Source organism: Methanosarcina sp. 1.H.T.1A.1, from assembly GCF_000979295.1.
GTDB lineage: Archaea > Halobacteriota > Methanosarcinia > Methanosarcinales > Methanosarcinaceae > Methanosarcina.
In genome coordinates this window covers 1-23,898 of sequence record NZ_JJQY01000010.1, presented here as the reverse complement: position 1 = coordinate 23,898, position 23,898 = coordinate 1, and the positions used below count along the sequence as shown (strand labels likewise).

28 protein-coding genes and 3 tRNA genes are annotated in these 23,898 nt (G+C 43.7%); 6 read left to right on the top strand and 25 right to left on the bottom strand.

Annotation, left to right across the window (positions count from 1 at the left end):
• Positions 1–235: 235 nt before the first annotated feature.
• The 5 genes from arsB to EO95_RS01405 form a co-directional block, all read right to left on the bottom strand.
• Complete coding sequence (gene arsB / locus EO95_RS01425) at positions 236–1,288, bottom strand: ACR3 family arsenite efflux transporter (RefSeq protein ID WP_048131485.1); 1,053 nt, start codon at positions 1,286–1,288, stop codon at positions 236–238.
• Positions 1,289–1,324: 36 nt separating this feature from the next.
• On the bottom strand, positions 1,325–2,302 hold the full coding sequence (locus tag EO95_RS01420) for a universal stress protein (RefSeq protein WP_235282811.1): 978 nt from the start codon (positions 2,300–2,302) through the stop codon (positions 1,325–1,327).
• A 203-nt stretch (positions 2,303–2,505) separates the two neighbouring features.
• A complete protein-coding gene (locus EO95_RS01415; protein ID WP_048131484.1) occupies positions 2,506–2,826 on the bottom strand; it encodes a DUF6951 family protein in 321 nt (106 codons plus the stop codon).
• 147 nt (positions 2,827–2,973) lie between these two features.
• The gene (locus EO95_RS01410) at positions 2,974–3,204 is read right to left on the bottom strand and encodes a thioredoxin family protein (protein ID WP_048131483.1); all 231 of its coding nucleotides are present in this window, start codon (positions 3,202–3,204) and stop codon (positions 2,974–2,976) included.
• 125 nt (positions 3,205–3,329) lie between these two features.
• Positions 3,330–4,301: a permease gene (locus EO95_RS01405; RefSeq protein WP_048131482.1), complete on the bottom strand. Its 972-nt coding sequence runs from the start codon at positions 4,299–4,301 to the stop codon at positions 3,330–3,332.
• Positions 4,302–4,569: 268 nt separating this feature from the next.
• On the opposite strand from EO95_RS01405, the gene EO95_RS17955 reads away from it, so the two are divergent.
• Complete coding sequence (locus tag EO95_RS17955; RefSeq protein WP_200894974.1) at positions 4,570–4,728, top strand: hypothetical protein; 159 nt, start codon at positions 4,570–4,572, stop codon at positions 4,726–4,728.
• 103 nt (positions 4,729–4,831) lie between these two features.
• Here EO95_RS17955 and EO95_RS01395 read toward each other — a convergent pair whose 3' ends face one another.
• The 4 genes from EO95_RS01395 to EO95_RS01380 all read right to left on the bottom strand — a co-directional run bounded on the left by EO95_RS01395 (position 4,832) and on the right by EO95_RS01380 (position 7,110).
• Positions 4,832–5,092, bottom strand: coding sequence for a helix-turn-helix transcriptional regulator (locus EO95_RS01395; protein ID WP_235282810.1), 261 nt, complete (start codon positions 5,090–5,092; stop codon positions 4,832–4,834).
• 148 nt (positions 5,093–5,240) lie between these two features.
• Positions 5,241–5,624, bottom strand: coding sequence for a putative zinc-binding protein (locus EO95_RS01390; RefSeq protein ID WP_048131479.1), 384 nt, complete (start codon positions 5,622–5,624; stop codon positions 5,241–5,243).
• A gap of 83 nt (positions 5,625–5,707) precedes the next feature.
• Complete coding sequence (locus tag EO95_RS01385; protein WP_048131478.1) at positions 5,708–5,941, bottom strand: thioredoxin family protein; 234 nt, start codon at positions 5,939–5,941, stop codon at positions 5,708–5,710.
• A 116-nt stretch (positions 5,942–6,057) separates the two neighbouring features.
• Positions 6,058–7,110: a permease gene (locus tag EO95_RS01380; RefSeq protein WP_048131477.1), complete on the bottom strand. Its 1,053-nt coding sequence runs from the start codon at positions 7,108–7,110 to the stop codon at positions 6,058–6,060.
• Between the two features lie 496 nt (positions 7,111–7,606).
• On the opposite strand from EO95_RS01380, the gene EO95_RS01375 reads away from it, so the two are divergent.
• On the top strand, positions 7,607–8,542 hold the full coding sequence (locus tag EO95_RS01375) for a magnesium transporter CorA family protein (protein ID WP_048131476.1): 936 nt from the start codon (positions 7,607–7,609) through the stop codon (positions 8,540–8,542).
• An 88-nt stretch (positions 8,543–8,630) separates the two neighbouring features.
• Here the strand turns inward: EO95_RS01375 and EO95_RS01370 are convergent, their stop codons facing one another.
• From EO95_RS01370 to EO95_RS01335, 8 genes are all read right to left on the bottom strand, one after another.
• Positions 8,631–8,915: a hypothetical protein gene (locus EO95_RS01370; protein WP_048131475.1), complete on the bottom strand. Its 285-nt coding sequence runs from the start codon at positions 8,913–8,915 to the stop codon at positions 8,631–8,633.
• A gap of 213 nt (positions 8,916–9,128) precedes the next feature.
• On the bottom strand, positions 9,129–9,428 hold the full coding sequence (gene tusB, locus EO95_RS01365) for a sulfurtransferase complex subunit TusB (RefSeq protein ID WP_048131474.1): 300 nt from the start codon (positions 9,426–9,428) through the stop codon (positions 9,129–9,131).
• A 56-nt stretch (positions 9,429–9,484) separates the two neighbouring features.
• Positions 9,485–9,829, bottom strand: a complete 345-nt coding sequence (locus EO95_RS01360) for a DsrE family protein (protein ID WP_048131473.1) — start codon at positions 9,827–9,829, stop codon at positions 9,485–9,487.
• A gap of 38 nt (positions 9,830–9,867) precedes the next feature.
• Entirely contained in the window at positions 9,868–10,248 is a 381-nt protein-coding gene (locus EO95_RS01355; protein WP_082105886.1) for a DsrE/DsrF/TusD sulfur relay family protein, read from the bottom strand.
• Between the two features lie 37 nt (positions 10,249–10,285).
• Positions 10,286–11,083 carry a (Fe-S)-binding protein gene (locus tag EO95_RS01350; protein WP_048131471.1) on the bottom strand — a complete coding sequence of 266 codons (798 nt, stop codon included), beginning with the start codon at positions 11,081–11,083 and terminating at the stop codon, positions 10,286–10,288.
• Between the two features lie 258 nt (positions 11,084–11,341).
• Positions 11,342–12,139 carry a (Fe-S)-binding protein gene (locus EO95_RS01345; RefSeq protein WP_048131470.1) on the bottom strand — a complete coding sequence of 266 codons (798 nt, stop codon included), beginning with the start codon at positions 12,137–12,139 and terminating at the stop codon, positions 11,342–11,344.
• A 323-nt stretch (positions 12,140–12,462) separates the two neighbouring features.
• On the bottom strand, positions 12,463–13,656 hold the full coding sequence (locus EO95_RS01340) for an ammonium transporter (RefSeq protein WP_048131469.1): 1,194 nt from the start codon (positions 13,654–13,656) through the stop codon (positions 12,463–12,465).
• An 11-nt stretch (positions 13,657–13,667) separates the two neighbouring features.
• Positions 13,668–14,012, bottom strand: coding sequence for a P-II family nitrogen regulator (locus EO95_RS01335; protein ID WP_048131468.1), 345 nt, complete (start codon positions 14,010–14,012; stop codon positions 13,668–13,670).
• Between the two features lie 426 nt (positions 14,013–14,438).
• On the opposite strand from EO95_RS01335, the gene EO95_RS01330 reads away from it, so the two are divergent.
• Entirely contained in the window at positions 14,439–15,320 is an 882-nt protein-coding gene (locus tag EO95_RS01330) for a class I SAM-dependent methyltransferase (RefSeq protein WP_048131467.1), read from the top strand.
• Positions 15,321–15,409: 89 nt separating this feature from the next.
• Here EO95_RS01330 and EO95_RS18665 read toward each other — a convergent pair whose 3' ends face one another.
• On the bottom strand, positions 15,410–15,490 hold the full coding sequence (locus tag EO95_RS18665; protein ID WP_156163948.1) for a PEF-CTERM sorting domain-containing protein: 81 nt from the start codon (positions 15,488–15,490) through the stop codon (positions 15,410–15,412).
• A gap of 366 nt (positions 15,491–15,856) precedes the next feature.
• On the opposite strand from EO95_RS18665, the gene EO95_RS18400 reads away from it, so the two are divergent.
• The 3 genes from EO95_RS18400 (at position 15,857) to EO95_RS01320 (ending at position 18,719) form a co-directional block, all read left to right on the top strand.
• Positions 15,857–15,991, top strand: coding sequence for a hypothetical protein (locus EO95_RS18400; RefSeq protein WP_268767881.1), 135 nt, complete (start codon positions 15,857–15,859; stop codon positions 15,989–15,991).
• A 402-nt stretch (positions 15,992–16,393) separates the two neighbouring features.
• Positions 16,394–17,149: a hypothetical protein gene (locus EO95_RS01325; RefSeq protein ID WP_200894973.1), complete on the top strand. Its 756-nt coding sequence runs from the start codon at positions 16,394–16,396 to the stop codon at positions 17,147–17,149.
• Between the two features lie 379 nt (positions 17,150–17,528).
• Positions 17,529–18,719: a geranylgeranyl reductase family protein gene (locus tag EO95_RS01320; protein ID WP_048131466.1), complete on the top strand. Its 1,191-nt coding sequence runs from the start codon at positions 17,529–17,531 to the stop codon at positions 18,717–18,719.
• 80 nt (positions 18,720–18,799) lie between these two features.
• Here EO95_RS01320 and EO95_RS01315 read toward each other — a convergent pair whose 3' ends face one another.
• The 7 genes from EO95_RS01315 to EO95_RS01285 form a co-directional block, all read right to left on the bottom strand.
• Complete coding sequence (locus EO95_RS01315; RefSeq protein ID WP_048131465.1) at positions 18,800–19,198, bottom strand: tetratricopeptide repeat protein; 399 nt, start codon at positions 19,196–19,198, stop codon at positions 18,800–18,802.
• A gap of 309 nt (positions 19,199–19,507) precedes the next feature.
• On the bottom strand, positions 19,508–20,425 hold the full coding sequence (locus EO95_RS01310; RefSeq protein WP_048131464.1) for a hypothetical protein: 918 nt from the start codon (positions 20,423–20,425) through the stop codon (positions 19,508–19,510).
• Positions 20,426–20,620: 195 nt separating this feature from the next.
• Positions 20,621–22,054, bottom strand: a complete 1,434-nt coding sequence (gene pyk / locus EO95_RS01305) for a pyruvate kinase (RefSeq protein WP_048131500.1) — start codon at positions 22,052–22,054, stop codon at positions 20,621–20,623.
• Positions 22,055–22,152: 98 nt separating this feature from the next.
• A complete protein-coding gene (locus EO95_RS01300) occupies positions 22,153–23,076 on the bottom strand; it encodes an aldolase (RefSeq protein WP_048131463.1) in 924 nt (307 codons plus the stop codon).
• A 418-nt stretch (positions 23,077–23,494) separates the two neighbouring features.
• Positions 23,495–23,567: transfer RNA gene (locus tag EO95_RS01295), tRNA-Asn, on the bottom strand.
• A gap of 73 nt (positions 23,568–23,640) precedes the next feature.
• Positions 23,641–23,715 (bottom strand) — tRNA-Ile (locus EO95_RS01290).
• 109 nt (positions 23,716–23,824) lie between these two features.
• Positions 23,825–23,897: transfer RNA gene (locus EO95_RS01285), tRNA-Asn, on the bottom strand.
• Between the last annotated feature and the right edge of the window lies 1 nt (position 23,898).

The window sequence follows — 23,898 nt, the reverse complement described above, 5'->3', positions numbered from 1 at the left end:
GAAAAAGAGAGCGCATCTCCAGTGTTTGGGGAAACTGTAGGGAGATTCTTATGTTTGCGGTTTTCAGTAACTCACCCCTACTACCATTTATTTTTTCCTATCAGACCCGCTTTGCCTAAAAAATGACTTTACCTTAAAAATATGCTGTGAACCTAAAAAATCCATAAGATACCTAAAAAATACTCCTTGTACCCGGTAAATAGCTCTTTTCAGGGGATTTTACAGGCAAAGCTTATTAGAACCTGAATTTTTCCCTATTCCTGTTCATGATCTTCACAAGGGAAAGCATAACAGGCACTTCCACAAGCACTCCCACAACGGTTGCGAGTGCAGCTCCTGATTCCATTCCGAACAGAATTAAGGCTACTGCCACTGCCAGTTCAAAGAAATTACTGGCGCCGATAAAGGTTGACGGCGCAGCTTCCCTGTAGGGAATTTTCAGATATTTTGCTCCTGCATACCCGATTCCGAAGATCAGGTAAGTCTGCAGCACCAGAGGGATCGCGATCAGGAAAATATGCAGGGGGTAATTTATGATGTTGTTTCCCTGAAATATAAAAATCAGAACAAGAGTTATTAAAAGTCCGGCAGGAGTAATCCACTGTGTTTTTCGGATCAGGCTGTTTTCAAACCAGGTAATGCCTTTTTTCCTTATCACTACCTGCCTTGTCAGCACAGCAAGGCCTAGAGGAATTGCCACATAAAACAGGACCGAGACGAAGATAGTCATAAGAGGGACCGGAAAGTCAGTTGTGACCCCGAGGAGAAACTTTCCCAGAGGAGCAAAAAGGACCAGGATAATAAGGTCATTTACTGAGACCTGAATCAAAGCATAGTTGATATTGGCTCTTGCAAGGTAGGTCCAGACAAGTACCATAGCCGTGCAGGGAGCAATCCCTAGCAGGATCATGCCTGCAATATACTGTGCCTGAAGGTCAGCAGGGATAAGGGATTCAAAGAACACGCGCATAAAAAGCCATGCAACAAAAGCCATCGTAAAAGGCTTGATCGCCCAGTTTATGATAAGAGTTAGAAGGAGGGGCTTTAAATTTGCCTCAACGTTCAGGATTTCTTCAAAATTAATCTTAAGCATGATAGGATACATCATGACCAGGAGCACGACAGCTACAGGGATTGAGACATTTGCAAGCTCAATACCTCCAAGGGTGTCCGCAAAACCCGGAAAAACATAACCTATTGCGGTTCCGAGCATGATACAGATTGCAACCCAGATAGAGAGATATTTACTGAAGAAATCAAGCTCCCTTTCTTCATTCTCTTCAGGCATATCCTTCTCCCTTATCCCACTCTTTTTTCATTCTCTTCAGGCATATTCTTCTCCCTCATCCCACTCTTCTCCCTCGAACTCTTTGCTTGCAGGGATAATCAGCACGGGCTTTGTGGTTTTCCGGAGTACATTTTCGGCCGTACTTCCAAGCAGGAGGTCTATTAAGGCTCCTTCCCCGCGGGCAGTCAGCATAATCAGGGTGACATCTTCTATGCTGGCAAATTTAACAATCTCATCTGATGGGATTCCTTCAACGACAAGGTACTGGCTTTTTATATCTGCAAACTGCTCCTTTATTCTCCTGAGCCTTTCTTTTGCCTCTTCTCTCTGTTCATCCAGCAGGTCCATATCTTTTATGTCATCTATTACATGCAGGAACAGAACTTCTTTTAAGATTTCTTTAAACTCCTGAAGTTGTTCTATCGCCTTCATTGCCTCTTTTGAAAAGTCAAGAGGCACAAGAATTCTGGAGAAAGTTGCCCTGCATGCCTTCTCATAAACTTCCTTTCCTTCTTTCATAGCTTCATACTTTTCAACCAGCAGTATTTTCTTTGAACTACGTGTTATGTATTCCGTAGTTCTTCCGAGAAGTTTCCCCTTTATGAATCCTTTAGTGGTGGCCCCCATTATTATCGCATCAACGTCTTCCCGGTCTGCTATCTCCGCAATTGTCCTTCTGACGTCTCCTAAAACTACCAGGGTTTCGGTTTCAAGTTCAAGTTCCCTGGCAAAACCTGCATAATCCTCAATCCTTTCCTTTGCATTCCGTTCAAACATAGGGGCAAGCCCCTGGCTTTTATGTATGTCCACTACATGCAGCAGGATAACTTTCTTCAAGCCGGCGTTTTTAAGTTCTCCTATGCAGCCGAGCAAATCTTCCGTTTCGATAGTAAAATCCGCAGGAACAAGTACTGTGCTTATCATCTGCTGTCCGCAACCCCCTTTTGCTCTATTTGCTTTCCAGTTCTTACTTTTCAGCATCATCCTGTAGCTTTCTGCTGATCCCCAGTTCATAATTATGTCTTTATCGCTAATAGCTTGATGCACTGAAATAAAAAAAGAAGAGGTGTTTTTAAAAGAATAACTATTTTTAAAATGGATAGCTGTTTTTAAAAGAAGATATGTTTTTAAGAAAAAAATGTTTTGGAAAATAAGGTTCTGCCCGAAATTTCAAGATATGAAGGGTCAGGGGTAGATCCTTACTTTTCAGAAATATCTCAGACTTCATCAAAATCGATACTGAGGCTTCCTGCTTTTTTTGCAAGGGACTTTGCAAGAAACCCGCTTTCCAGTTTGCAGAGGTTAAGCACCCCGCAGGGCACAAGGCAGTTTGAGCAGATTTTTGCCTCTTTTGCCCTGCCCATCACATAGTTGTCTTTGATGTCCAGGGTTTCCATCATGGGAATTTCCAGGTGCGAGATTTCCTTTATTTTTTCACACGGAGTTTCGATATCTACAATGATTTTTCCGCCTTTCATGCTTCCACGAATTTTGTGTGTAAAGTCGCATATTGTGGAGTTGACAGTAATTTCAGCCATATGACCACCTCAATTCGTTTTCAAATTCAATTTTCAGGTGTCTGAAAATATTAATTAATCCTTCTCCATAGTTAATAATTAATCCTTCTCCAAAGATTTACGTTCATATAAAACCTGAATAGTCCGGGTCTGTCGGGGCCAAGATATTCATTCAATCCATTTCCGGATTTCTTTTTCATCCGGGACTTTGCCCGCAAGCTTAACTTCGCCATCAACCACGACTGCAGGAGTTACCATCACGCCGTAGTTCAGGATCGTTTCAATGTCCTCAACTTTTACTACTTCGGCTTTCTTTCCTGTTTCAGTAAGGACTTTTTCGATAGCTTCCTTTGTTTTCTTACACTTTGCGCATCCGGTTCCGAGAATTTCGATTTTCATGTTTTTCACCACTTTTTGTCTTTTTATTTCAGGTTTTAATTCAGATTTTGATTCAGGTTTTGATTCTGATTTTGATTCAGATTTTGTATTTTCAATCGCTCAATTTTCAAAGATTTCCGCTATAGTTATAGCAGTATGTTGAACAGGTAGCCCGTGAAGACGATCGACAGCGCCACAATTGAGATAAAGATTGCAATCAGTTCTTTTTTCAGCACCTTTTTAAGGATGATCATTTCGGGCAGGGACACAGCCGTAACCGACATGAGGAATGCCAGGGAAGTCCCTATCGGGAGTCCTTTTCCTATAAGGCTCTCCACTATTGGGATCATGCCCATGACGTTTGAGTAGAGGGGTACGCCTACAAGGACAGCAATCGGAACTGCAAGCAGATTGTCCTTTCCTGCGTATTTTTCGAGGATTCCTTCGGGGGCATAGCCGTGGAAGATGCCTCCGATGCTGACCCCTATAATCACGTAGATCCAGACCCTGCTGACGATGTCTTTAACGCTTTCAAGAGCAATGCCTGTCCTTTCCTTTATTGTAAGGGTTTCCGGTCCTGTAGCCTGATTCCCGACTTTAATTTTGTAAACGAACTCTTCCACATACCTTTCCAGCTTCAGGAAGCCAATCACATAGCCTCCAAATACGCCGAGCAAAATCCCCGATACCACATAAATTACAGTTGCCTTCAAGCCGAGGGTTGCCCAGAGTGCGGCCACAGCAGCTTCGTTTACCAGAGGGGATGTTATCAGGAAGGAGAAGGTAACTCCGAGGGGTACTCCAGCTTCCACAAACCCGATAAAAAGGGGTACTGAGGAGCATGAACAGAACGGAGAGACTGTCCCTATCAGGGAAGCTATCAGGTGGTAACGGAGTCCTGTTTTGCCTCCGAGCACCTTTCTTGTTTTTTCCGGAGTGATATAGGTCCTGAGGTAGGAGATCGCGAAAATCATCACGGACAGCAGGATGACTATTTTCAATACGTCGTAGATGATGAAATTAACACTGGCTGCAAGGTGAGTAGCGGGTGTAATCCCGAAAACCTCGTATGTCAGTTTGTCTGCAATCCATTGCAGAGGATAAAAGATATCAGCCATTTTGAGTCCCTTCTTTTCTGTTTTATTTTTGCCCTATTTGAATGCCCAATCCGCATTCCATTATATCAGTATATATTGATATGACAATTCATTGATATAAGGATGTCGCTTCAATGAAATTTTTTACAGGAATACATGAGTTAGAACTTGAACGTTCAATCCAGCAAAATCTCAAAATATACCGGGTTCAATACCTCATTCCGGATATTTTTGAGAACGAAAAGAGACCACAGTACGTTGGGATAAAAAATTTAGCTGAGGTTCTAAAATGGTTAGATGTTCTATCTGCGGGAAGGATGAAAATTCGCTGCTAAAAGTAAAGCACAGAGAACTTGGCACAATAAAGCTCTGTTTTGAATGCTGGGAAGTTGAAAGGGGCAACCAGAACCTTCTTCCCACATGTAGTGGGTGTGATTGCTGCAGATGAGTCTGCCTTCAGGCAGGCAAGTTTCAGAGACTCATTTTTTAAGAAATCTGCCGTGTCCTGCTACCCATGATGCGAAATTTTTGGAAGCAACCGAAAAAATAACTTATTCTTCTACTATTTTCAAAATCTCCCTGACTTTTTCGTTGTCTATGGAATAAAGCCTCATCTTCCCGTCCTTTCGTACTTTGATGATATCCCAGTCCTGCAGTTTTGCAAGATGCATCGAGGTGTTGGACTGGGTCTTGCCTATGAGGTCAGGAATCTCACAGGCGCATTTTTCCCCTTCAAGCAGAACTTTTATGATTTTATATCTGGTCTCCTCGCTCAGGGCTTTGAAGATCTGTATATTCTCTTCATTAATCATATAATCAATCATTGAATTATCGCCGTATAAATACTTTTCTTAAGGCACGGTAGATAGTGGCCCGGGGATTGTTTCGGGTTTAATGCATTTCGGATATACGAGACAAAAACGTGGATGGATTTCAAAAATCAAAAAAATAGGAAGGAGATCATTCGGACTGCAGGATCTCCATAACTTTTTCAAGGACTTCAGCGACTTCTTCTTCCTTAAGGTCTCTATCCTTCGTTTTCTTAATCCCCAGGTCCGAAATCACAATCTCGCGATCCACTTTAAAGCCGGCCAGTTCCATAGTTTTGGTTGCACAGTTTACGGGACAGCCGTTAATGGCTATGATCCGGTCGGAAGCTTCGGCAGACTTCATAATCCCCGGAGCTCTGGCACCGATCCCTACTGTACACATCAGGTTTCCCAGTCCCTGCTTATCGAGCTCAACTGCTATTTTGTTTGAAAGCTGGCCTACATTTGCAGCTCCTGCACAGGGAAAAATTGCCACGTTTGCCGAACCACATGCACATTTTGTTTCTTCTACCATTTTTTACACTACCTTAAATTTTGTTTTAACTTTTGATTTCAATTTGGGTTTCTATCAGTGTTTCAGGTCGCTTTGTATGTCTGTTACTTTGTAATCCACTTTTTGATGTCGTCAATGCTTGGGACCTTGCCTGCGACTTTAACATCTCCGTCAATAACAAGTGCAGGAGTGATCATGACTCCATATCCCAGGATTTTGTCAAAGTCTTCTACTTTGATGATTTCGGCTTCAACACCCATTTCCTTGACAGCTTTTTCGGCCATTTCCTTTGTCTTATTGCATTTTGCGCAACCTGATCCCAGTACTTCGATTCTCATGTGTTTCACCTTGTTACTTGATCCTGTTAATGTGATAGCTTTATATGATTATTTAGAACTTTATCTTAGAACTTTATCTTAGAACTTTATTTATTTGATTCGATTCTACTTCTCTTTTATACAAACAGAGCTCCGAATATATACCCTGATGCAGTTGCAATCAAAACCACAAGGGAGATGTAGGTCATGCCTTTTTTTGTCCCCATTATCCTGTTGATTACAATCATGTTCGGCAGGCTGAGTGCGGGGCCTGCAAGGAGCATTGCAAGGGAGGGGCCTGCTCCCATTCCAAGCAGGGTTAGGGCCTTTATGATAGGCACTTCCGTGAGGGTGGAGAAGTACATCAGGGCTCCGGCTACTGAGGAAATAAAGTTTGAAGTCAGAGAATTCCCTCCCACAAAAGCTGCGACATACTCTTTGGGGAGCACTACAACTGCAATCCCGGCAAAGAAAACTCCCAGCAGGAGCAGGGGGGTGATCTGTTTTATCAGGAACCAGGTTTCGCCCATCCAGCTGTCGATTTCTTCTTTTGAAAACCATTTTAAGGATAGGTAAGCTGTAATCCCTATCATGGGAGCCCAGACAAGCAGCTGGGTTGTGTACTTCCAGCCCCAGGAGGACATCAGCTCGGGAGCGACAAGGACTGCAATTAGCAAAACAAAGAGTTCAATGCTGTGTTTATGCTCTTCTTCTCCGAAGGTTTTTATGGACTTGCGTTCGGTTACTTTCCCTTCATACAAAAGGGCCATCACTAAACCAACAAGTACGGAAAGAAGAATTGCTGCAAAGGCACGGGCGGCTCCGAGGTCATATCCCAGGATTTTTGCTGTATACACAATTGCAAGGATATTGATCGCAGGGGCAGAGAATAAAAATGTGGTTGCAGGACCTATGCCTGCTCCCCGCTTATATATCCCTGCAAAGAGGGGGAGCACTGTACAGCTGCAGACTGCAAGTAGGCAGCCTGAAACCGCAGCTACCGTGTACGAGACATATTTGGGGGCGTCCGCTCCGAAAAACTTCAGTACCGATTCCTTGGAAAAGAGGGAGGCAATCGCACCAGCCAGGAAAAAGGCGGGCACAAGGCACATCAGTACATGGAGCGCCAGGTACTCCTGCACTGACTGAAGCCCTACGGATATGAGATAAATGATATAATCAAGAGTCATTTTTCCACCAGGGGGATTTTTCCAGATTTGTTCCTGTTATTTCAAATATATTTGAAAGAACCTATATAAAATTTCCTATTTCAAATTTATTTGAAATAAGTTTCCGGTCTATATTCATTCTCCAGTTTTGTCTCTTTCCGGAGCTTCAGTGCTTCTGTTCATGCCCGACAGGGGCGTTTGCATATGAGTGTTTATTGTCGAAAAGAAGAAACCTGACAGATCTGAAATTATAGGGACATTGATTGCACTTATAGGTGTCTTTGTAATGTTCTACATCCCGCGTTAAAATGCGTCAATTTGAATTCCTCTTTTAAGTGATCTCACTGATCAGAATTCCTTAACAGTGGGTTTATGCATGGACTCGCAAAACTATTTATATATTTATGCTCTGCTTTAGGGCTTATAAACTGCCAATTGATTTAGAGTGGAAAAATGTAATCTCATATAATACAGGAAAAGGATCATATAAATCAGGAAAAGGAAGGGGGAAATTAACATGCTTCAGATATTCAAATCAACAGATGCTGGAATGATAAATCTGGATCAAGTTGAAAATGGAGCATGGATTAATCTGGTAAATCCCAGTGAACGGGAAATTTCATATGTTTCGGAAACTCTGAACATTCCTGTTGACCATATTAAAGCTGCCCTTGATGAAGAGGAACGTGCAAGGATTGAAGTTGACGGGGACTGTACTGTTGTATTGATAGACACTCCTGTGCCGAGTATGAATGTTCATGAAGGGGGAATCTATTATACCGTCCCGCTTGGAATTATTATTAATGATAAGAATATTGTTACTGTTTCTCTGAGAGAGAATTATATCATAAATGAGTTTATTGAACGAAAAATAAAATCCTTTTATACATTTAAAAAAACACGCTTCTTTTTGCAGATTCTCTATAAAAACTCAAAATTATATCTCCAGTACCTCAGAAATATTGACAAAGCAAGCGGGCTTATTGAAAGCAGACTGCATAAGTCCCTGAGAAACAAAGAGTTAATTCAACTCCTTGAACTGGAAAAAAGCCTTGTATATTTTTCCACATCTTTGAAAAGCAATGAAATGGTCCTTGAAAAAATTCAAAGATCCAATCCTATTAAGATGTATCCGGAAGATGCCGAACTGCTTGACGATGTTATTATCGAAAATAAGCAGGCAATTGAAATGGCAAATATTTATAGCAATATCCTGAGCGGGACAATGGATGCATATGCATCGGTCATCTCCAACAACTTGAATATTGTGATGAAATTCCTTACCTCTGTCACTATCGTCATGTCGATTCCAACGATGGTTGCAAGCTTTTTTGGGATGAACGTTAGTGTCCCATTCCAGGGCAATCCCCATGCTTTTACAATTATTTTTATAATCTCTATGTTTTTCTCGGTGATTCTGGCGATTACGATGATGAGAAAAGAAATGTTTTGAATCCGGAATTGTTTTGAATCCGGACTTTTACGAACTGTTCTATATTCAGAAGTTTTCATTTTTTAATTTCTTCAAAACCTTTTACTTTTTATTTTTCTGCTGCCTTATGTGTCTCTTTTACTACATCTTTCATCATTTCCCCGACAAGCGTTGATTTTTCGCAGTGAGATGCCTCTTTTGGGCTGCAGTTTATGAGGATACCCATTAACCTGTCAGCTGTCCGATAAAACTTCATATCCTCGAGCCTGACCAGAAGTTCGGATAAGCTTTCGCTAAATTTCCTGCATTTTTCGTGGTCACAGATCGCCTGTTCATGCAGCTGGCTAACGCATTCTAACTCCTTAATAACCTCATCTGGAAGTTTTTCGGTCATATGAACCTGTCCTGCTCGGTGACCCTTTTTAATGCTTTAATTTTCTTCTAAATGCTACAAGTAAAAATATACCTCTAAATTTGTACAGTCAGCTAAATATCTTTAAATTTGTAATGTCAATTCGCACATATTAAAATGTATAATGTCAACTATTTAATATGTAAATGTGTAATGCCAACTACTTAACTATTTAAAATGTGTAATGCCAACTACTTAAAATGTATATGCGCATTTGCAGTGTTCCATCATATCCTCTATAAAAGCAGCGTAAAAGTTGTCCGGAACTGTAACTTTTTCTCTGTCCCCTATCGCTCTGGCCTCGAGGTCTTCCTGACAGGCATAGACTTTGTATCCCGGCAGTTCCTCTATTCCGGAAAGCAGGTGATAGACTCCATCTCCTGCAAGGTAGAGTCTGGCATTTCCGGAGCGAGCAGCCAGTTTGAGGCATAACTCTGACCTTGGACTGAAAGGGGGCTTTGTCAGCAGGAATATATCATATTCTTCTCGTTTCACATTATTACTCCTGTTTATCCTTACTCAAGAGCTGCGAATTTTTAATAGCTGCCACTTTAAAATACGAGAACGCAGTCCGAGCTTTCCATAGCTTCGAGAAAGTCCTCTTCATCGACGAGTTCCACGGTCTCTATCAGGGTTTCCCCAAAAAGGCCTCTCTCAAACAGCGAGGGTTCATGCACAAGTACTCTCAATTCCCCATATGAATAGAGGATATCTGAAAGGTTTGGTACTCCAAGCTTTCTGCTGTCCTGGCCGGCAGCTACAAGATAAACTCCATCTCCGTAAAGGCCAAGGGTCACATGCATCCTGTTAAGGCTTACTGCAGCCGCATTCAATGCTCCGAAGGCTTTTTCACTGCCGTAGGGAGCAGTGTCCAGCAGATAGAATACTGATTTCATAAGAATCCGGACCTCATAAAAACCCTATTCTTCCAGCCTCATCTAGGAAGTGAGATTACTCTATCGCTCTTACTTAGCATTTCTGAAAGTTCATAGAGACTGGTGATCTTTATTCCAGGAAAGTAGTCTTTGCAGTTACTTCCGTTCGCAGTTTCCTCTTCTGCTATGTAACCTCTCGCAGCAGCACACCGTGCACAGGCTCTGATTACAGCTCCTTTCTCTGCAAGTCCTGTGAAAAGTTCGCCTGCACTGGTAAAAAAGGAAGGTATCTGACCTTTTTTGGGGATATGCACTGCGTCCAGGTACAGGAATATGTTCACCTGGTATCGTTCAAGGGCGTTCTCGGCGAGTTTGCAGGCAATCTCGGCGTATTCGGAAATATAAGGGCCGTCAGTGAGCACGATAGTAAGCGTCTTCAAAACTTCCTCCGAATAAATTGTTTTTTAAGTAACAGGCTCAAATATATGCGGTCAAAATTTGAAGATGTTCCTGATTATTTGCGTACTCCGGTTCTTTAAGAAGTACACACCTGTCCAGAGTGACCTGTCTGGACATAAGCTTGATGGCAAAGCTGTAACAGCCCTGCTCGCTGCACTTACGACAGTTGGTCTGGGGCAGGTATTTGTAGATCTCCATGAGATCAACCCTTACCTTTTCCCTGGGAGCCGGGGCTACACCTTTTGCAATAGCCTCATTGATAATGGTCTTCAGGCTTTCAAGTACTTCTTTTGCTTCATCCTCATTTTTAATCATCCTGATGGAGACTTTTCCACTACCGTAAATAGTTGTGATTATTTCTCCTTTTTGAATTATCAGGCTATCTTTTCTATCCGAATAATTACTTCTGGGAAAGAGGGGCTCAAGGAGTTTCAAGATTCCACCCAGGGGTGGTATCATATTTGCACTCACCCTGAGTCTTGAGGAATCAGCTATGCAGGGCGAAAGCTGTCTGATCTTTGCAATCTCCACTGGCTTTGCCTGAGAAAAGTCTGCAGTTTTCTCTTCATTCTGTCCTGTTTTATTCTTCAGGAACATCTTGCCATATTCACTCAGCTTCACAGTTCCTTCTTCTAACTCAATCAGACCTGCCTGTTGCAAAACCTTGAGATGAAAGTCAAGCGTCTTCTTCCCGATTATCTCCTCTATTTCCCCGGTATTTCTATAGCCATTTGCCAGGAAGTTAATTATCTTCCTTCGGGTACTATTGGCCATAGCAAAGTTTACGAGCTTTGTCTCATTCGGATTTCCTTGCATCTTTTGCACCTAACAAGCTATTGGAACCAGATTCTGCGCCTCCTTATGCTTCAATCAGAAAGCCTTTCCTTCTACCAGGCAACCTCTTTAAGCAACAGATTGCGCACAGGCTCTGATTACAGTCCCTTTCTTTGCAAGCCCGATGAAGATCTTCCCGCGCCAATATAAAAAGGAAGGGTTCTGACCTTTTTAGGAAATGAGCACTGCGTCCGGGTACAGAATTTATTTACTTGATATCATTTTTTAAGTAACGCTGGTTCAAATATACGCAGTCAGTACCTGCAGGTGTTCCTGATTGGTTGAATATCCCGGTTCTTTGAGGGGTGTACACTTATCAAGGGAGGCCTCCCCACTCATTAGTTTTATAGCAAAGGTGTAACAGCTCTGTTCGCTGCACTTCCCGCAGTTTGTCTGGGGTAGGTATTTGTAGATCTCCATGGGTTCGACTCTGACCTTTTCCCTGGGGGCCGGAGCGACACCTTTTGCGATGGCTTCATTGATAGTGCTCTTCAGGTTCTCAAGCGCTTCTCCGGCTTCGCCCTCGTTTTTAATCATAGTCATTGTAACTTTTCCAGTGCCGTAAATAGTTGTAATAATTTCCCCTTTTTGCATTATCAGAGCATTTATTCTGTCTGAATATCTGCCTCTGGGAAAGAGGGGCTCAAGAACCTTCAGGGTTCCACCCAGAGGAGGAGCCATGTTTGCGATCACCCTGAACTTCGAGGAGTCTGCTATGCAGGGTAAAAGCTGCCTTACCTCAGCAATTTCCACTGGCTTTGCCTTAGAGAGGTCTGCATTTTTCTCTTCACCTTTGTCTTCCTTACCTTTCAGGAAATTTCTGCCGTATTCACTTAGCTTCGCAGTCCCTTCTTTTAACTCAATAAGACTTGCCTGTTGCAGAACCTTGAGATGAAAATCGAGCATGATCTTCCCGATTTCTCCGCCTATTTCCTCTGTACTTCTCTCGCCATTCTCCAGGAAGTTCATTATCTTCCTTCGGGTGGCGTTGGACATAGCGTTATTTACCAGCTTTATTTCATTCGGATTTCCCGGCATCTTTAACACCTACCAGAATTATGAAAATTTAGTCCCACATCTTTTCTCGATGCTCATCGCTTTCAGGCATCATTAATCTCAAAAATAAAGTCCAATTTTTCTAATCAATTATGGAAGCTTCTAATTATTCTATTAATTATGGAAGCTTCTAATTATTCTATAATTAATTATGGAATTCACTTCTTAATAACCCGGAAGCCCAATATCAAAAAAGATTGATACGAAATTTAAAAACTGCAAGTTTCCCCTTAAGCCGGCGTGTGCTCTCAGGTATGTAATAACAAGGTAAAATTAGAAAGATATGGGTGAAGAGTCACCCACATTTAAATGTTATATGCTGCTTCCCCGTGCTGTGTCCGGTCAAGCCCGATATTTTCCTCACTTTCAGTAACTTTGAGGCCTATTGTCTTGTGGAGCACAAACCCGATAACGAGGGTGCAAACACTTGCGTAGATAAGTGCGATAACAACGCCTTCTACCTGGAGCAGCAGCTGCTCGGAGTTTCCGAGAAGGAGTCCTGCAGACCCCACGCTTGCAAATACGCCTGTTAGAATCGCACCTGTTATTCCGCCTACCCCGTGAACTCCGAAAGCATCAAGGGAGTCGTCATAACCGAACCTTCCTTTGAGCATTACGGCCTGGTAGCAGACAAAGCTTGTAATTGCGCCCATCGGAATTGCTGCCATAGGGGTAACAAAACCTGCAGCCGGTGTTATTGCAACAAGCCCTGCCAGGATCCCGGTTGCAAATCCGAGTGCAGTAGGGCGCCCTAAATGGATCCATTCCATGGCCATCCAGACAAACCCTGCGGCTGCAGGCGCTATGAGTGTCGTAATGAATGCAAGGGCCGCGATCTCATTTGCAGCAAGGGACGAGCCCGCATTGAACCCGAACCATCCGAACCAGAGAAGCCCGGTCCCCAGGAGAGTAAGGGTAACGTTATGCGGCTTTATCGAATCTATCCCGTACCCTCTCCTCTTGCCAAGGAAGAGCAAAATTGCAAGTGAGGAGATGCCTGAGGTTACATGGACTACAGTGCCGCCTGCAAAATCAAGGGCTTCTCCTGTAAGGAACCCACCGCCCCAGACCCAGTGGCAGACCGGTGCATAGACAATAAGCCCCCAGAGTGCAATGAACGCTATGTATGACTTAAACTTAACACGCCCGACAATGGCTCCTGAGATCAGGGCAGGCGTAATTATTGCAAACATTCCCTGAAATGCTACAAATGCATATGTGGGAATTGTGCCCGTTACCGAGTAAGGGTCAATTCCTCGCAGGAATATGTGATCAAGGCCGCCCACAAATCCGTTGCCTTCTCCAAAGGCAAGTGAGTAACCTATTATTACCCATTCGAGAGCCATGACGCCCATTGCAACAAATGAGTGCATCATGCTGCTCAGGACATTCTTACGCTGAACCAGCCCACCGTAAAATAGTGCAAGCCCCGGAAGCATTAATAATACAAGTGCAGATGAAATCAATACCCATACGGTGTCTGCTGCTACAATAGCCATTCTCGTCCACCTCAAATAGCAGAAGGTCCGTTTTCGTTTGTGCGGATCCTTATTACATCCTCAAGCGGGAACACGAATATCTTGCCGCTTCCGATATGCCCGTCATTGCCCTTTGCTCCTTTCTTTATTGCTTCAATCGTTGGATGCAGGAATTCATCGTTTACTGCAATTTCAAGCTTGATTTTCTCAAGAAGGTCTGCTTCAAACTCCATTGCTCTATAGATTTCCAGATGCCCTTTTTGCGCTCCATAACCCGAAACGGAAGATACTGTCAATCTATTGACTTCAACCTTCTGAAGTTCTCGTTTGACCGCATCAAGCCTTTCCGGCCTTATTATTGCAATTACGTACCTCATCAAGACCACCAATAGGTAACCATCATCCGGTTTTATAATATTTAAGTATATCTCTATTGGTTTTAAATATTTGCGTAGTTCAGAGTAACTGTCAAAGTATGCGAGACTTCTGGCATCTCAACCGGATACCAGTTTTTACGGGATTGAGCTGCCGCTTTTTTCAGGTCCGATACTGGTTAAATCCGGTTAAAAACAAAAAGAAATCTAAAAGAAAGCTAAGAGAAAGCTAAAGGGAGCTAAGAGAAAGCTAAAGGGAGCTAAGAGAAAGCTAAAGGGAACTAAAAGAACGCCAAAGGGAGCTAAAAGAAAACTAAAAAATTTTGAAAAAAGACAGGTTCGATTCCTGTTCTTTGCCTGTACCGTACCGTTTTTTTATCAATCCTTTCCATAAGAGAGCTTTTATTCTCTTAAATCAAATTTAGAAGTATGTTCGGAGAAATTGGAAGCGTAAGAAACGAGGCAGACGAAACTTCCCTGCAAATTCTCGCCCTTTTCAGGGAAAGCATAAGCGAAATCCGCCTGAAAGAGCCTGAATCCGTATCAGCATATTTCAGCCAGGACTACTCACACTATATTGTAGTGCATACTCCTCTGAATATCCGGTTCCCTGAAAAAAGGGAGGAGTGGAATTTGCGCTTTTGTAAGGATATCGGAGTTTCGGTTGTAGAGCTGGTCGTAGCCGAAACCGGCAGTGCTTACGTACGGGGCCTGATGGCAGTTAACGGGTCAAAGGTTTTCGCTATCCTTCCTTTTACATCAATAGATGCAGAAAAAGCAAAAAAGGCGAAATTTCCTGAAGACCGCATGGCCCGCGTGAGGGCACAGGTGCTCCCTGTGGTGCTTCCCGGAATAAAAGGAGAATCTATCCTTGATATCGGCAGCGGCTTCGGAAGCCTAACAATGGAAATCGCAAAAAATAACCCTGATTCACAGGTTTACGGCATTGACCTCCACGATTCCCTCACAGGCCAGGCACAGATGAATGCAGAAGTCCTCGGCATCGAAAACGTTGAGTTCAGGACAGGAAGCGCCTATGCTCTGCCTTTTGAAAGGGACTCTGTGGATGCTGCTACCTGCTTTTTCATGCTCCACCACCTTGAAGACATTAAATTCGCTCTTTTCGAAATTAAGAGAGTGCTGAAAAAAGGTGGGTTATTAACTGCAGTTGAGCCGCTGGCACATCAACACCATCATGGCCCTCAACTCTCGGAATCTGCCTGGAAAGAGCTTTTTGAAGATGTAGGTTTTAATGTGGAAACCGAAAATCTGGACGGAGCAGTTGTTCTGAAAGCCGTGAAAAGAGAGTAAAAAAGGGAAATAATATTATCAGAAATGGATCGAAAGACTGACCGGAGCACGAATCTATCCTTTACTATCTTTTTATCCATCTCTACAATTTAGTTTTTCCTGCGCTGGAATATAAATAGCATACCGATTACTGCAATCATTGGAATTGCGATAGCGGGGTACTCCGGGATCTGCTGATTACAGGGATTCTCAGGTTTTGTATTAGTTTCACATGAAGGGTTCTCCGGTACATCCGGGAATTGTTATTGGGTTTTGAATCATTCCCGTACGAAGAGTTCTCTGATGCCTCCGGGACTTGCTTATAACAAAGATTATCAAACTTTATCTTTTTTGAATATGGTGATTTGCCGGATACATAAACGGCCCTCATCAAATATTACAGAGACTTCTCCTGCATTTATTGGCATAATTACTATTGTAATGGCAGACTCAGCATTAAAAACAGATATGAGTAATTTGCTCTCATGTTTTTCCACCCCGTCTTTATTATTCTAATTAGGCAATAATTATTCAAATCAAATTATACATTTTGATGTATGACTGCTGATGAATATCATATGTCTATGGGAACATTGTTTCTTGAAAAGTCGGGAAGTGATATTCCTTTTCAAGATCCTTTACAAGTTTTTTATCGCTTGTCTCCTGGTATATCAGGTATTACTGAGCAGTGAATAAATTATGACGTTAAAATCTCTCAAAACAATTAATTTATTTTCATAAAGTAGCTTGCAAAAAATCAAACTTAATTTAAGAAGTTGTATGGCTGATCTATTTGATCTGCGAACTTATTGAATAATAAAAAGCGGGCAAAACACTCTAATAACTTATTTATATTTCCTGAATTTTTCAAAAATGAATCGTTATATAGTTATATATATCCCTTCAAATATTGGTATAGTTGCCTGTAATTTAATTTTAAATGTATTATACTTCAAATGCTCTTATTTTTTCAACATATTGGGGGAAAATAAATTTCACTCATTTGCTGAAAATTTATGGATTGAATAAAGTCTTAAAAATGTACTCAAGAGGGTGGGCATGACGGTACCACCTATCTGAACGACACACAGAAGGTGCACACCACGGGAATAGATACTTTATTTTTCATCAATCAATTCGTTCTCTCATCAATCCTTTTTGGCCTCTACTATGTAACCGGTAAACTGGTCAGCCATAATGGAATCAAGGTGAATTACACACGAAAGATCAATCATTTCGCGTTATTCTTCCTGCCGACTATCCTGGGCCTGGTGTTTGTCTACGATAAGTCCCCAGTAACGCGGGCGCTCGGACTGGTCGTTGCCATATGCACAATATTTATCTTTATTCAGCCGTTACGGGAACGGAGCGGAATTCTCCGGACCATGTTCCTGTCCTTTGACAGGCCCGAGGATCGCCCCCACACCCTGCGCTGGCTGATAACACAATATATCGCGTCTGCCATTGTTATCATTCCCCTGACGATGTATCTCACTTCGGTGAACTTGGAGGCGCTCGTGCTTATTCCTATCCTGATCAACGGGCTGGGAGACGGGCTTGCCGAACCCGTCGGTGTGAGGTTTGGCCGGATAAAATATAATGCTCGCGCTCTCTTTTCCGATAAAATGTATCAGCGTTCGATTGAGGGGAGCCTGTGTGTTTTTGTCGCAGGTATCCTGAGTATCGTCGTATTGAGTCACGAGTTCACCTCCTTGCAATTCATCGCTGCACTCGTGACAATTCCACTTGCAACGACACTTGCCGAGGCTTTTTCGCCACATACCTGGGATTCCCCATTTATCTTTGGAGTTGCCGGCGTGTTGCTCATCGGGATCGTGAATCTTTTATAAGAATCTACAGAGGGGAATACCCCACTGGTGGTTCCAGCCCGCAGGATCAACCGATCCGAACCCCACGCACACCTGTGAGGTCGCGGGCATGTATGCAGTGACATTGCAGGCATCCAATGCCGGCGAGTACACCAGTAAACGGAAGACTGGGTATGTTTTAGTTCTCCCTGCTGCCGAAAAGAAGACGAGATGAACAGGAATAAATAAGGTAGTTATTTATGGTGTGATTAGCGGCGTTCCCTCGAGTACCGCGAAAAGCTTTTTATCGCTGATAGCGTTTTTTAATGATTGAATCTCTATTTTTGGCTTCAGGAAAGTATTTATAAACAATTCCTCAGTAAATTGCAGAGGCAAAAATAAACAACAGGAAGACTCTTTCATGATTCCAAAAGCCTCTTACGATGTCATCGTTGTGGGTGCAGGCCCTGCGGGTTCCACTGCTGCCCTTTATGCCGCAAGGAATGGAGCCTCTGTCCTTCTTCTTGATAAAAAAAGGGAAATTGGAAGCCCTATTCAGTGTGCAGGTTTTCTCCCCGATGCCTCGGAAGTTCAGGCTCTTCTCCCGAATGCCGGGCTTCCGGAGGCCCTGATAAACTATCCTGAGTCCTGCGTACTCCGGCATATCAAAACCCAGCGCATCATTCCCCCCAACTGCAGCGTGAAAGAATTTTCCGTGAGGGGTGCTGTCCTTGACCGGCGCAGGTATGACCAGTTTCTGGCCGAGCAGGCTGCCACGGCAGGGGCTGAACTTATGGTAAAAACGCGTGTAACAAAAGTGGAGGGCACAACTGTTGAGACCTCCGGAATTTTCGGGAAGCATACGATCAAAGCAAAAGTGATTATCGGAGCTGACGGCCCAAATTCCCTGGTCGCAAAATCAAAAGGCCTTTCCTGGAAACCTGAGTCAAAAGAGACTTCTGTTGCTATCGAGTACCAGGTCAGGAACGTTGATATTGACCCGGATGCCCTTGAGATGTACTTCGGAAAAGACTATGTTCCCGGAGGCTATGCCTGGATTTTCCCCGAAGGCGAGGGGCGTGCAAATGTAGGAATAGGAATCCGAAGCGGAATGGCTGAAAAAGGGGTCTCTGCAAAAGAGTACCTTCACCGTTTCATGCAGGACCACCCTCTCGCTGCCCCTAAGCTGAAAAACGCCATCATTATGAATGTTATCGCAGGCATCATCCCTGTAAACGGAGCCCCCGCAAACACTGCAACCGAAGATTCCCTTATTGTAGGGGACGCCGCAGGCCACATCATCGCAACAAACGGAGGTGGAATCCCTCCTGCAATGATCGCCGGAAAAATCGCCGGAGAGACCGCTGCCGAATTTGTAGCCGGAAAGTGCAGGCTTGAAGAATATGACAGGCGCTGGAGAGCTCAGTTCGGATCAGCGCTTGATACTTCGGTACAGGCGAGACAGATCATGGACGGGATAATGAAATCTGATACCCTCATGAATGCGGCTTTCAAGTTTATTTCCCCTGAACAGATGAAAGTCATGCAGTGTGGAAATCTTCCGGGACCTGTAAAACTCGGTCTTCATGCACTGAACCGCGGGAAAAAATAAATGGTGGTTTCAAATTGTGACCCTGGCAGTCAGGCAAAACCTGCCTGTCTGAATACTATATTTTATCCATTTTTTGGTTTTTAACTTTCTTCCCCCTCAACTTTAGTTTCTTCTTCCTTCTCCTCGTGTGTATCCGTTGAGCCTTCTTTCTCCCCTTCAACCGGACTTTCTGCTATCCTTATCTTCCTTAATTCAGTTTCAACATCTTCTTTATTGTACCTTGCCTCCGGATAGCCGGGTCTTATTTCAAGCGCTTTGTCAAAAGAGGCAATGGCTTCTTCATACCGTTTCAGGACCACAAATTCAAGCCCCCTGAGGTTCCAGGCTCCTGCAAAATCAGGCTTTAACACCAGAACCTTATCGAAATACTCAATCTTCTTTTCCGGGTCTGTTTCACCCACAGCAAGCCCGTACCATTCTTCTACGGTTTTTCCTTCTATTTTCTTTTTGAACAATTTGTCCAGAAATCCCAATAGCATCACTTCCCATTGAATATACGCGAGGTCGGCAGAAATAGATGGCGATGATTATTGCTTTCCTTATTTTTAATGTGCGGGTCAAAAAACAATTTTCTGTACCATGAGCCTTATTTTTCAGCACCGATGGTATTTCTTTTCCATAGGTTTGGTAACCCTTAGTTGCATACGGGTTCGTCTGTTGTTTTTTTACGGGGGGTCGGTCAGCTTCAGCTCTGTGAAACGCAGAAGAGAAAACCTGAAGATACCAGAAGAACAAAAGTATTATGTAAAAATAAAAACAAAAAAGTTTAAAAAAGAAAGTTTGCCTGCTTATATTGAAAGCAGGGCACTTTCGTTGTAAAGGCTTTCAAAGTCTGAGCTTATTACCAGTTTAGTAATATTATCCAGTGTAGTTACGTTGTAGGTAACACCACGTTCGCTCGAGTTTGCCTGGAAAGCTGTGATCTTTTCATTTACTTCAGGCTTCGGGTTAAGGTAGATGGATGTCTGCATGTAACTGCCGTCGTCCAGCTTTTTGAGATCTCTGTAGTATTGTTCGGCGGACATATCAGTAGAATTATTTGTTCTTTTGGCCACTTCCTGGTAGACGTTTCCTTCCGGATCCGCCTGGCTCAGGATCTGATCGAATTCAGTAGTGGCTGTTGCATTTCCTTCAAGGACACTGATTACGTTCGCTACATTCTGGATGGGGCCTATAATTGTGGGGCTTCCAACGGCGTTCCAGATGTTGTAGGTGCCGTTTGTCCGGTCGAGGATCTGATATCCTTCATATGGCATTGCCTGTGTATTCAGGGGCATGCTAATCTTCTGCTCAGGAATCTGGTGCAGCTCAAAACCACTCTCATTGCCATAACTTGCACCGTATCTCTTCGTAACATCCGCGCCGTAGGAGAAGGAAACATTCATAGTTTGCCTGTTTCCGAAGATAGCTTCTAAGGGTGTTCCTTCTGTTTTTTGAAGATCAACATACACCGCATTCGTCACTCCTTCTGGTGACATTTCTAATCCGTCGATAATGGAGTTAAACTCATGCTGGATGTGTTTGCCCGGGATCTGGGAGAATGGGACTGTGATAAGTTCTTCTCCAGTTTCCGGAGTGGGGACATCATCATTATTATTGTTTGTTGAGCCCTGAATCAATACCACAAAGACTGAGAGAAGCATTGTTGCGGCCAGGAAAATAGCCAGATACTTCTGGTTTTTTGTTGCAGAATCCTTTCGTTTCATGAATGAAACCTCATAACATAAGTAAAATTATTAGGAGTGTAAAAAAACACACATGATATCTAAATCTATTGCCATGAAAAAGGTTTCGTATCCGTTTTCTGACAAAAGATAGAATTTGGGATAAATTAGGGATTATAAGTATTAACTTCTCTTAACTACTCTTCTGTTTTTGAAGGCTTCTATCCGATCTTCAGTTCAGTCAAGGGTGAGGATTTTTAGCATATTTGTGCCTCCGGGTTTTCCGGAAGCAGGGCCCTGGGTGAAAACTACGAGATCTCCGCTTTTTGCAAATCCCAGTTCCTTTGCTTTTTCCGTGGTCTCCTTTTCCCAGTTTTCAAAGGTTTCTTTTACGATTACCGGGTAGACTCCATAAGATAGAGCAAGGCAGCTGCAGGCGTTCGGGAAGCGGGTGAATGCCAGGATCCAGGGCTCTGGCTTGAAGCGGGAAAGCCGGCGTGGGGTCGCTCCACTTCGGGTGGGGGTAAGCACAGCGGCTACAGGAAGCTTTTGCAGGGCTTCGTATGCCTGGAGGGCGATTACCTCATCCACTGACATTTCCTGTGCCGTGATCCCCTTGAGCATTGTGTCAATCCCCCATTTCGTCCGGGAACGCCAGTTTTCGGTGGTTTTTGCAATTTTTGCCATCATCTCCACAGTTTCCACAGGATAGTTCCCAACTGCGGTTTCTTCCGAGAGCATAACCGCATCCGTCCCGTCCAGGATGGCATTGGCAACGTCTGTGGCTTCAGCCCGGGTGGGCCTGATGTTGTCGGTCATGGAGGCCAGCATGTGGGTTGCAGTGATTACAGGGATACTCAGGAGCTTTGCACTCCGGATGAGTTCTTTCTGGACCGAGGGGACTTCCTGGATAGGGATCTCGACTCCAAGGTCTCCCCTGGCAACCATCAGAGCGTCGGTTTCCTCCAGAATCTCATCAATATTCTGAACAGCCTGTCTCCGTTCGATTTTAGCGACAATATATACAGGCTTTCCCATGGCTGAAGCAAAATTCCGGACTTTGCGGATATCTTCGGCCGTTTCCACAAAAGAGATGCTGACAGCGTCAACTTCCTCATTCAGGGCAAACTCAAGGATTTTGAAGTCCTTTTCCGTTACCGGGTCCAGGAATATCTTTGCCCCGGGCAGGTTCAGTCCTTTATGGGAATAGAGCTGGCCCCCTACCATAACTTCGCAAAGTACATCCGTTCCCGAGATTTCCAGGCAGCGGAGCTGAATAAACCCGTCGCTCAAGTAGATTAGGCTTCCCGGGGATACGCTTTCCGGGAGCTGTTTGTAGCTGACCGGGATGCGGTCCTCGCTTCCGGAGGCTTCGTCTACAGTAAGGGTTATCCGGTTCCCTTTATGAAGCATAAGCGGCTCTTTTTTGAGCTTGCCTACGCGAATTTTCGGGCCTGGCAGGTCGGCAAGGATGGCAACTGTCCTGTCAAGTTCTTCTGCAACTTTTCGGACTCGCTGGATAACTTTTCCGTGGCTCTCAAAGTCCCCGTGGGAAAAGTTAATCCTTGCCACGTTCATGCCTGCAAGCACCAGTTTCCTGAGGACTTCCTCAGAAGAAGAAGCAGGCCCTATGGTGCAGACGATCTTTGTCTTATGGTCAGGGATTTGCATATTTTCACGGTCGTTGATATTCAATTTGATATTCAATACCGTTTTTGAGGTTGTTATTTTTAGCAGTATCAGAACTTACGCTACTTAGTGTGATCTGCTTATTCTTTCCTGTAGATCTTCAGGGCTTCTTCAACGCTTGCTTCTTCTACGGTTATGGCGTAGACAGCATTGCACATGCGTACAGCTTCATCCAGGGATTTCTGGTGGATATTTCTTCCAGTTGCATTCCCCTGGGCTCCGGAGATGTGGATCTGGTCGTGGAGTTTTTTGAGGAAAGCTTCGGCGTCATCACTTGAGCCGCCTGCGCAAACGACTTTGGTGCGTCCGGCTGCTTTTACGGCTTCCTTGAAAATCTCTGCAGATTTTGCCCCTTCCTTTTTCGGGTAATTGACCTTTACAAAGTCAGTCCCCAGGCAGGCTCCGACTCCTGTTGCCCCAGCGATAAGGTGCGGGTCCTTTTCGTCTTTTACGGCAGTTCCGCGGGGGTAGATCCAGAGTACGGACATCATTCCATGCTGATGAGCATCATAAACTACCTGGGCGGCCTGCACAAGCATCTCGGCTTCAAACTCGCTGCCTAGATAGATCGTATACCCAACGCCAAGGATATTGAGTCCGCTGTTTTCCTTAAACTCGGCCACCTGGTCAATGTCATACCAGAGGTTGCTAAAAGGATCAGCCTGGGAAGTTTCCACGAGGTGGGTCTTGGAGTTTACCTTTACAAGATAGGGGATATCCCTGTAGTCCATGCCGTAGCGGGCAATCAGCCCGAGCTGAGTTGCAAAAACCCCTATCTTGCTCTGGGATGCGATCCTGAAAAGGTGTTCCGGGTCAGCATCGTCTTCAGGGACCCCTTCTCCAAAAAAGTCATCATTCAGGTGCTCTACTTTCTGGTCTCCGGCAAAAAGCATGAGCTTGCCGGTGCCTTTGGTAATCTCCATGTAATTTTCCACATATGTGTCACGCATTGTTTTCGGGACATCTAAAGGCACGATTACGTCTTCTTTGTTAATTGAAACCATGTGTATAAACCTCAGTCTGATTGAGTAGCAGTCAATTGGATGATAAGTGGTACTGGATGATTTAGTTAAAAGGTAGGTAGTAATACGAGAAATGATTTATCTAGTTTATTCTTCTCAACTATATTTAATTATTTTCTCAGTTGAACTGCTGGTGCATTGCATCAGGATCCTCCCTGCTCCAAACTTCCTGACGCTTCCCAATCTCTTTCCTATTGTTGTTAAAAAACTATTCGATTAAGAATTATTAAGCGTTTCGGAAATTTAAAACCGGATCAATTACAAGGTTCAAGTAATGAAAAAAAGTAAAGCATAAAAATTGCATAAAAACTCCCGTGTAATAGAATATTTATGGGTATAAAATGAGGTCCTGAAAAGGCCATGTGAAAAGTAAATTAAAGCAAAAAAGTATGAGTTTTTACGCCGCTTGCAGGGCTCGAACCTACGACATTCTGGTTAACAGCCAGACACTCTACCAACTGAGTTAAAGCGGCTTTCTGATCGGTATGTTTATGATTTTTACCTTAGAACCTTCTTATACAAGAGATTCTTTGGATATAAAGTTTATGGGCCTGACCGGATTTGAACCGGTGACCGCTCGGTTATGAGCCGAGCGCTCTAACCTGACTGAGCTACAGGCCCGAATTGTTTCTATGGCGCTTTGGTAGTTGTTAGTAAGGCTTTAATTATAAACTTTTTGCATGTGTTTCTATTTTCTAGAAAAAGCGCTATAGTATATGCAAAAGTTTTACGCCGCTTGCAGGGCTCGAACCTACGACATTCTGGTTAACAGCCAGACACTCTACCAACTGAGTTAAAGCGGCT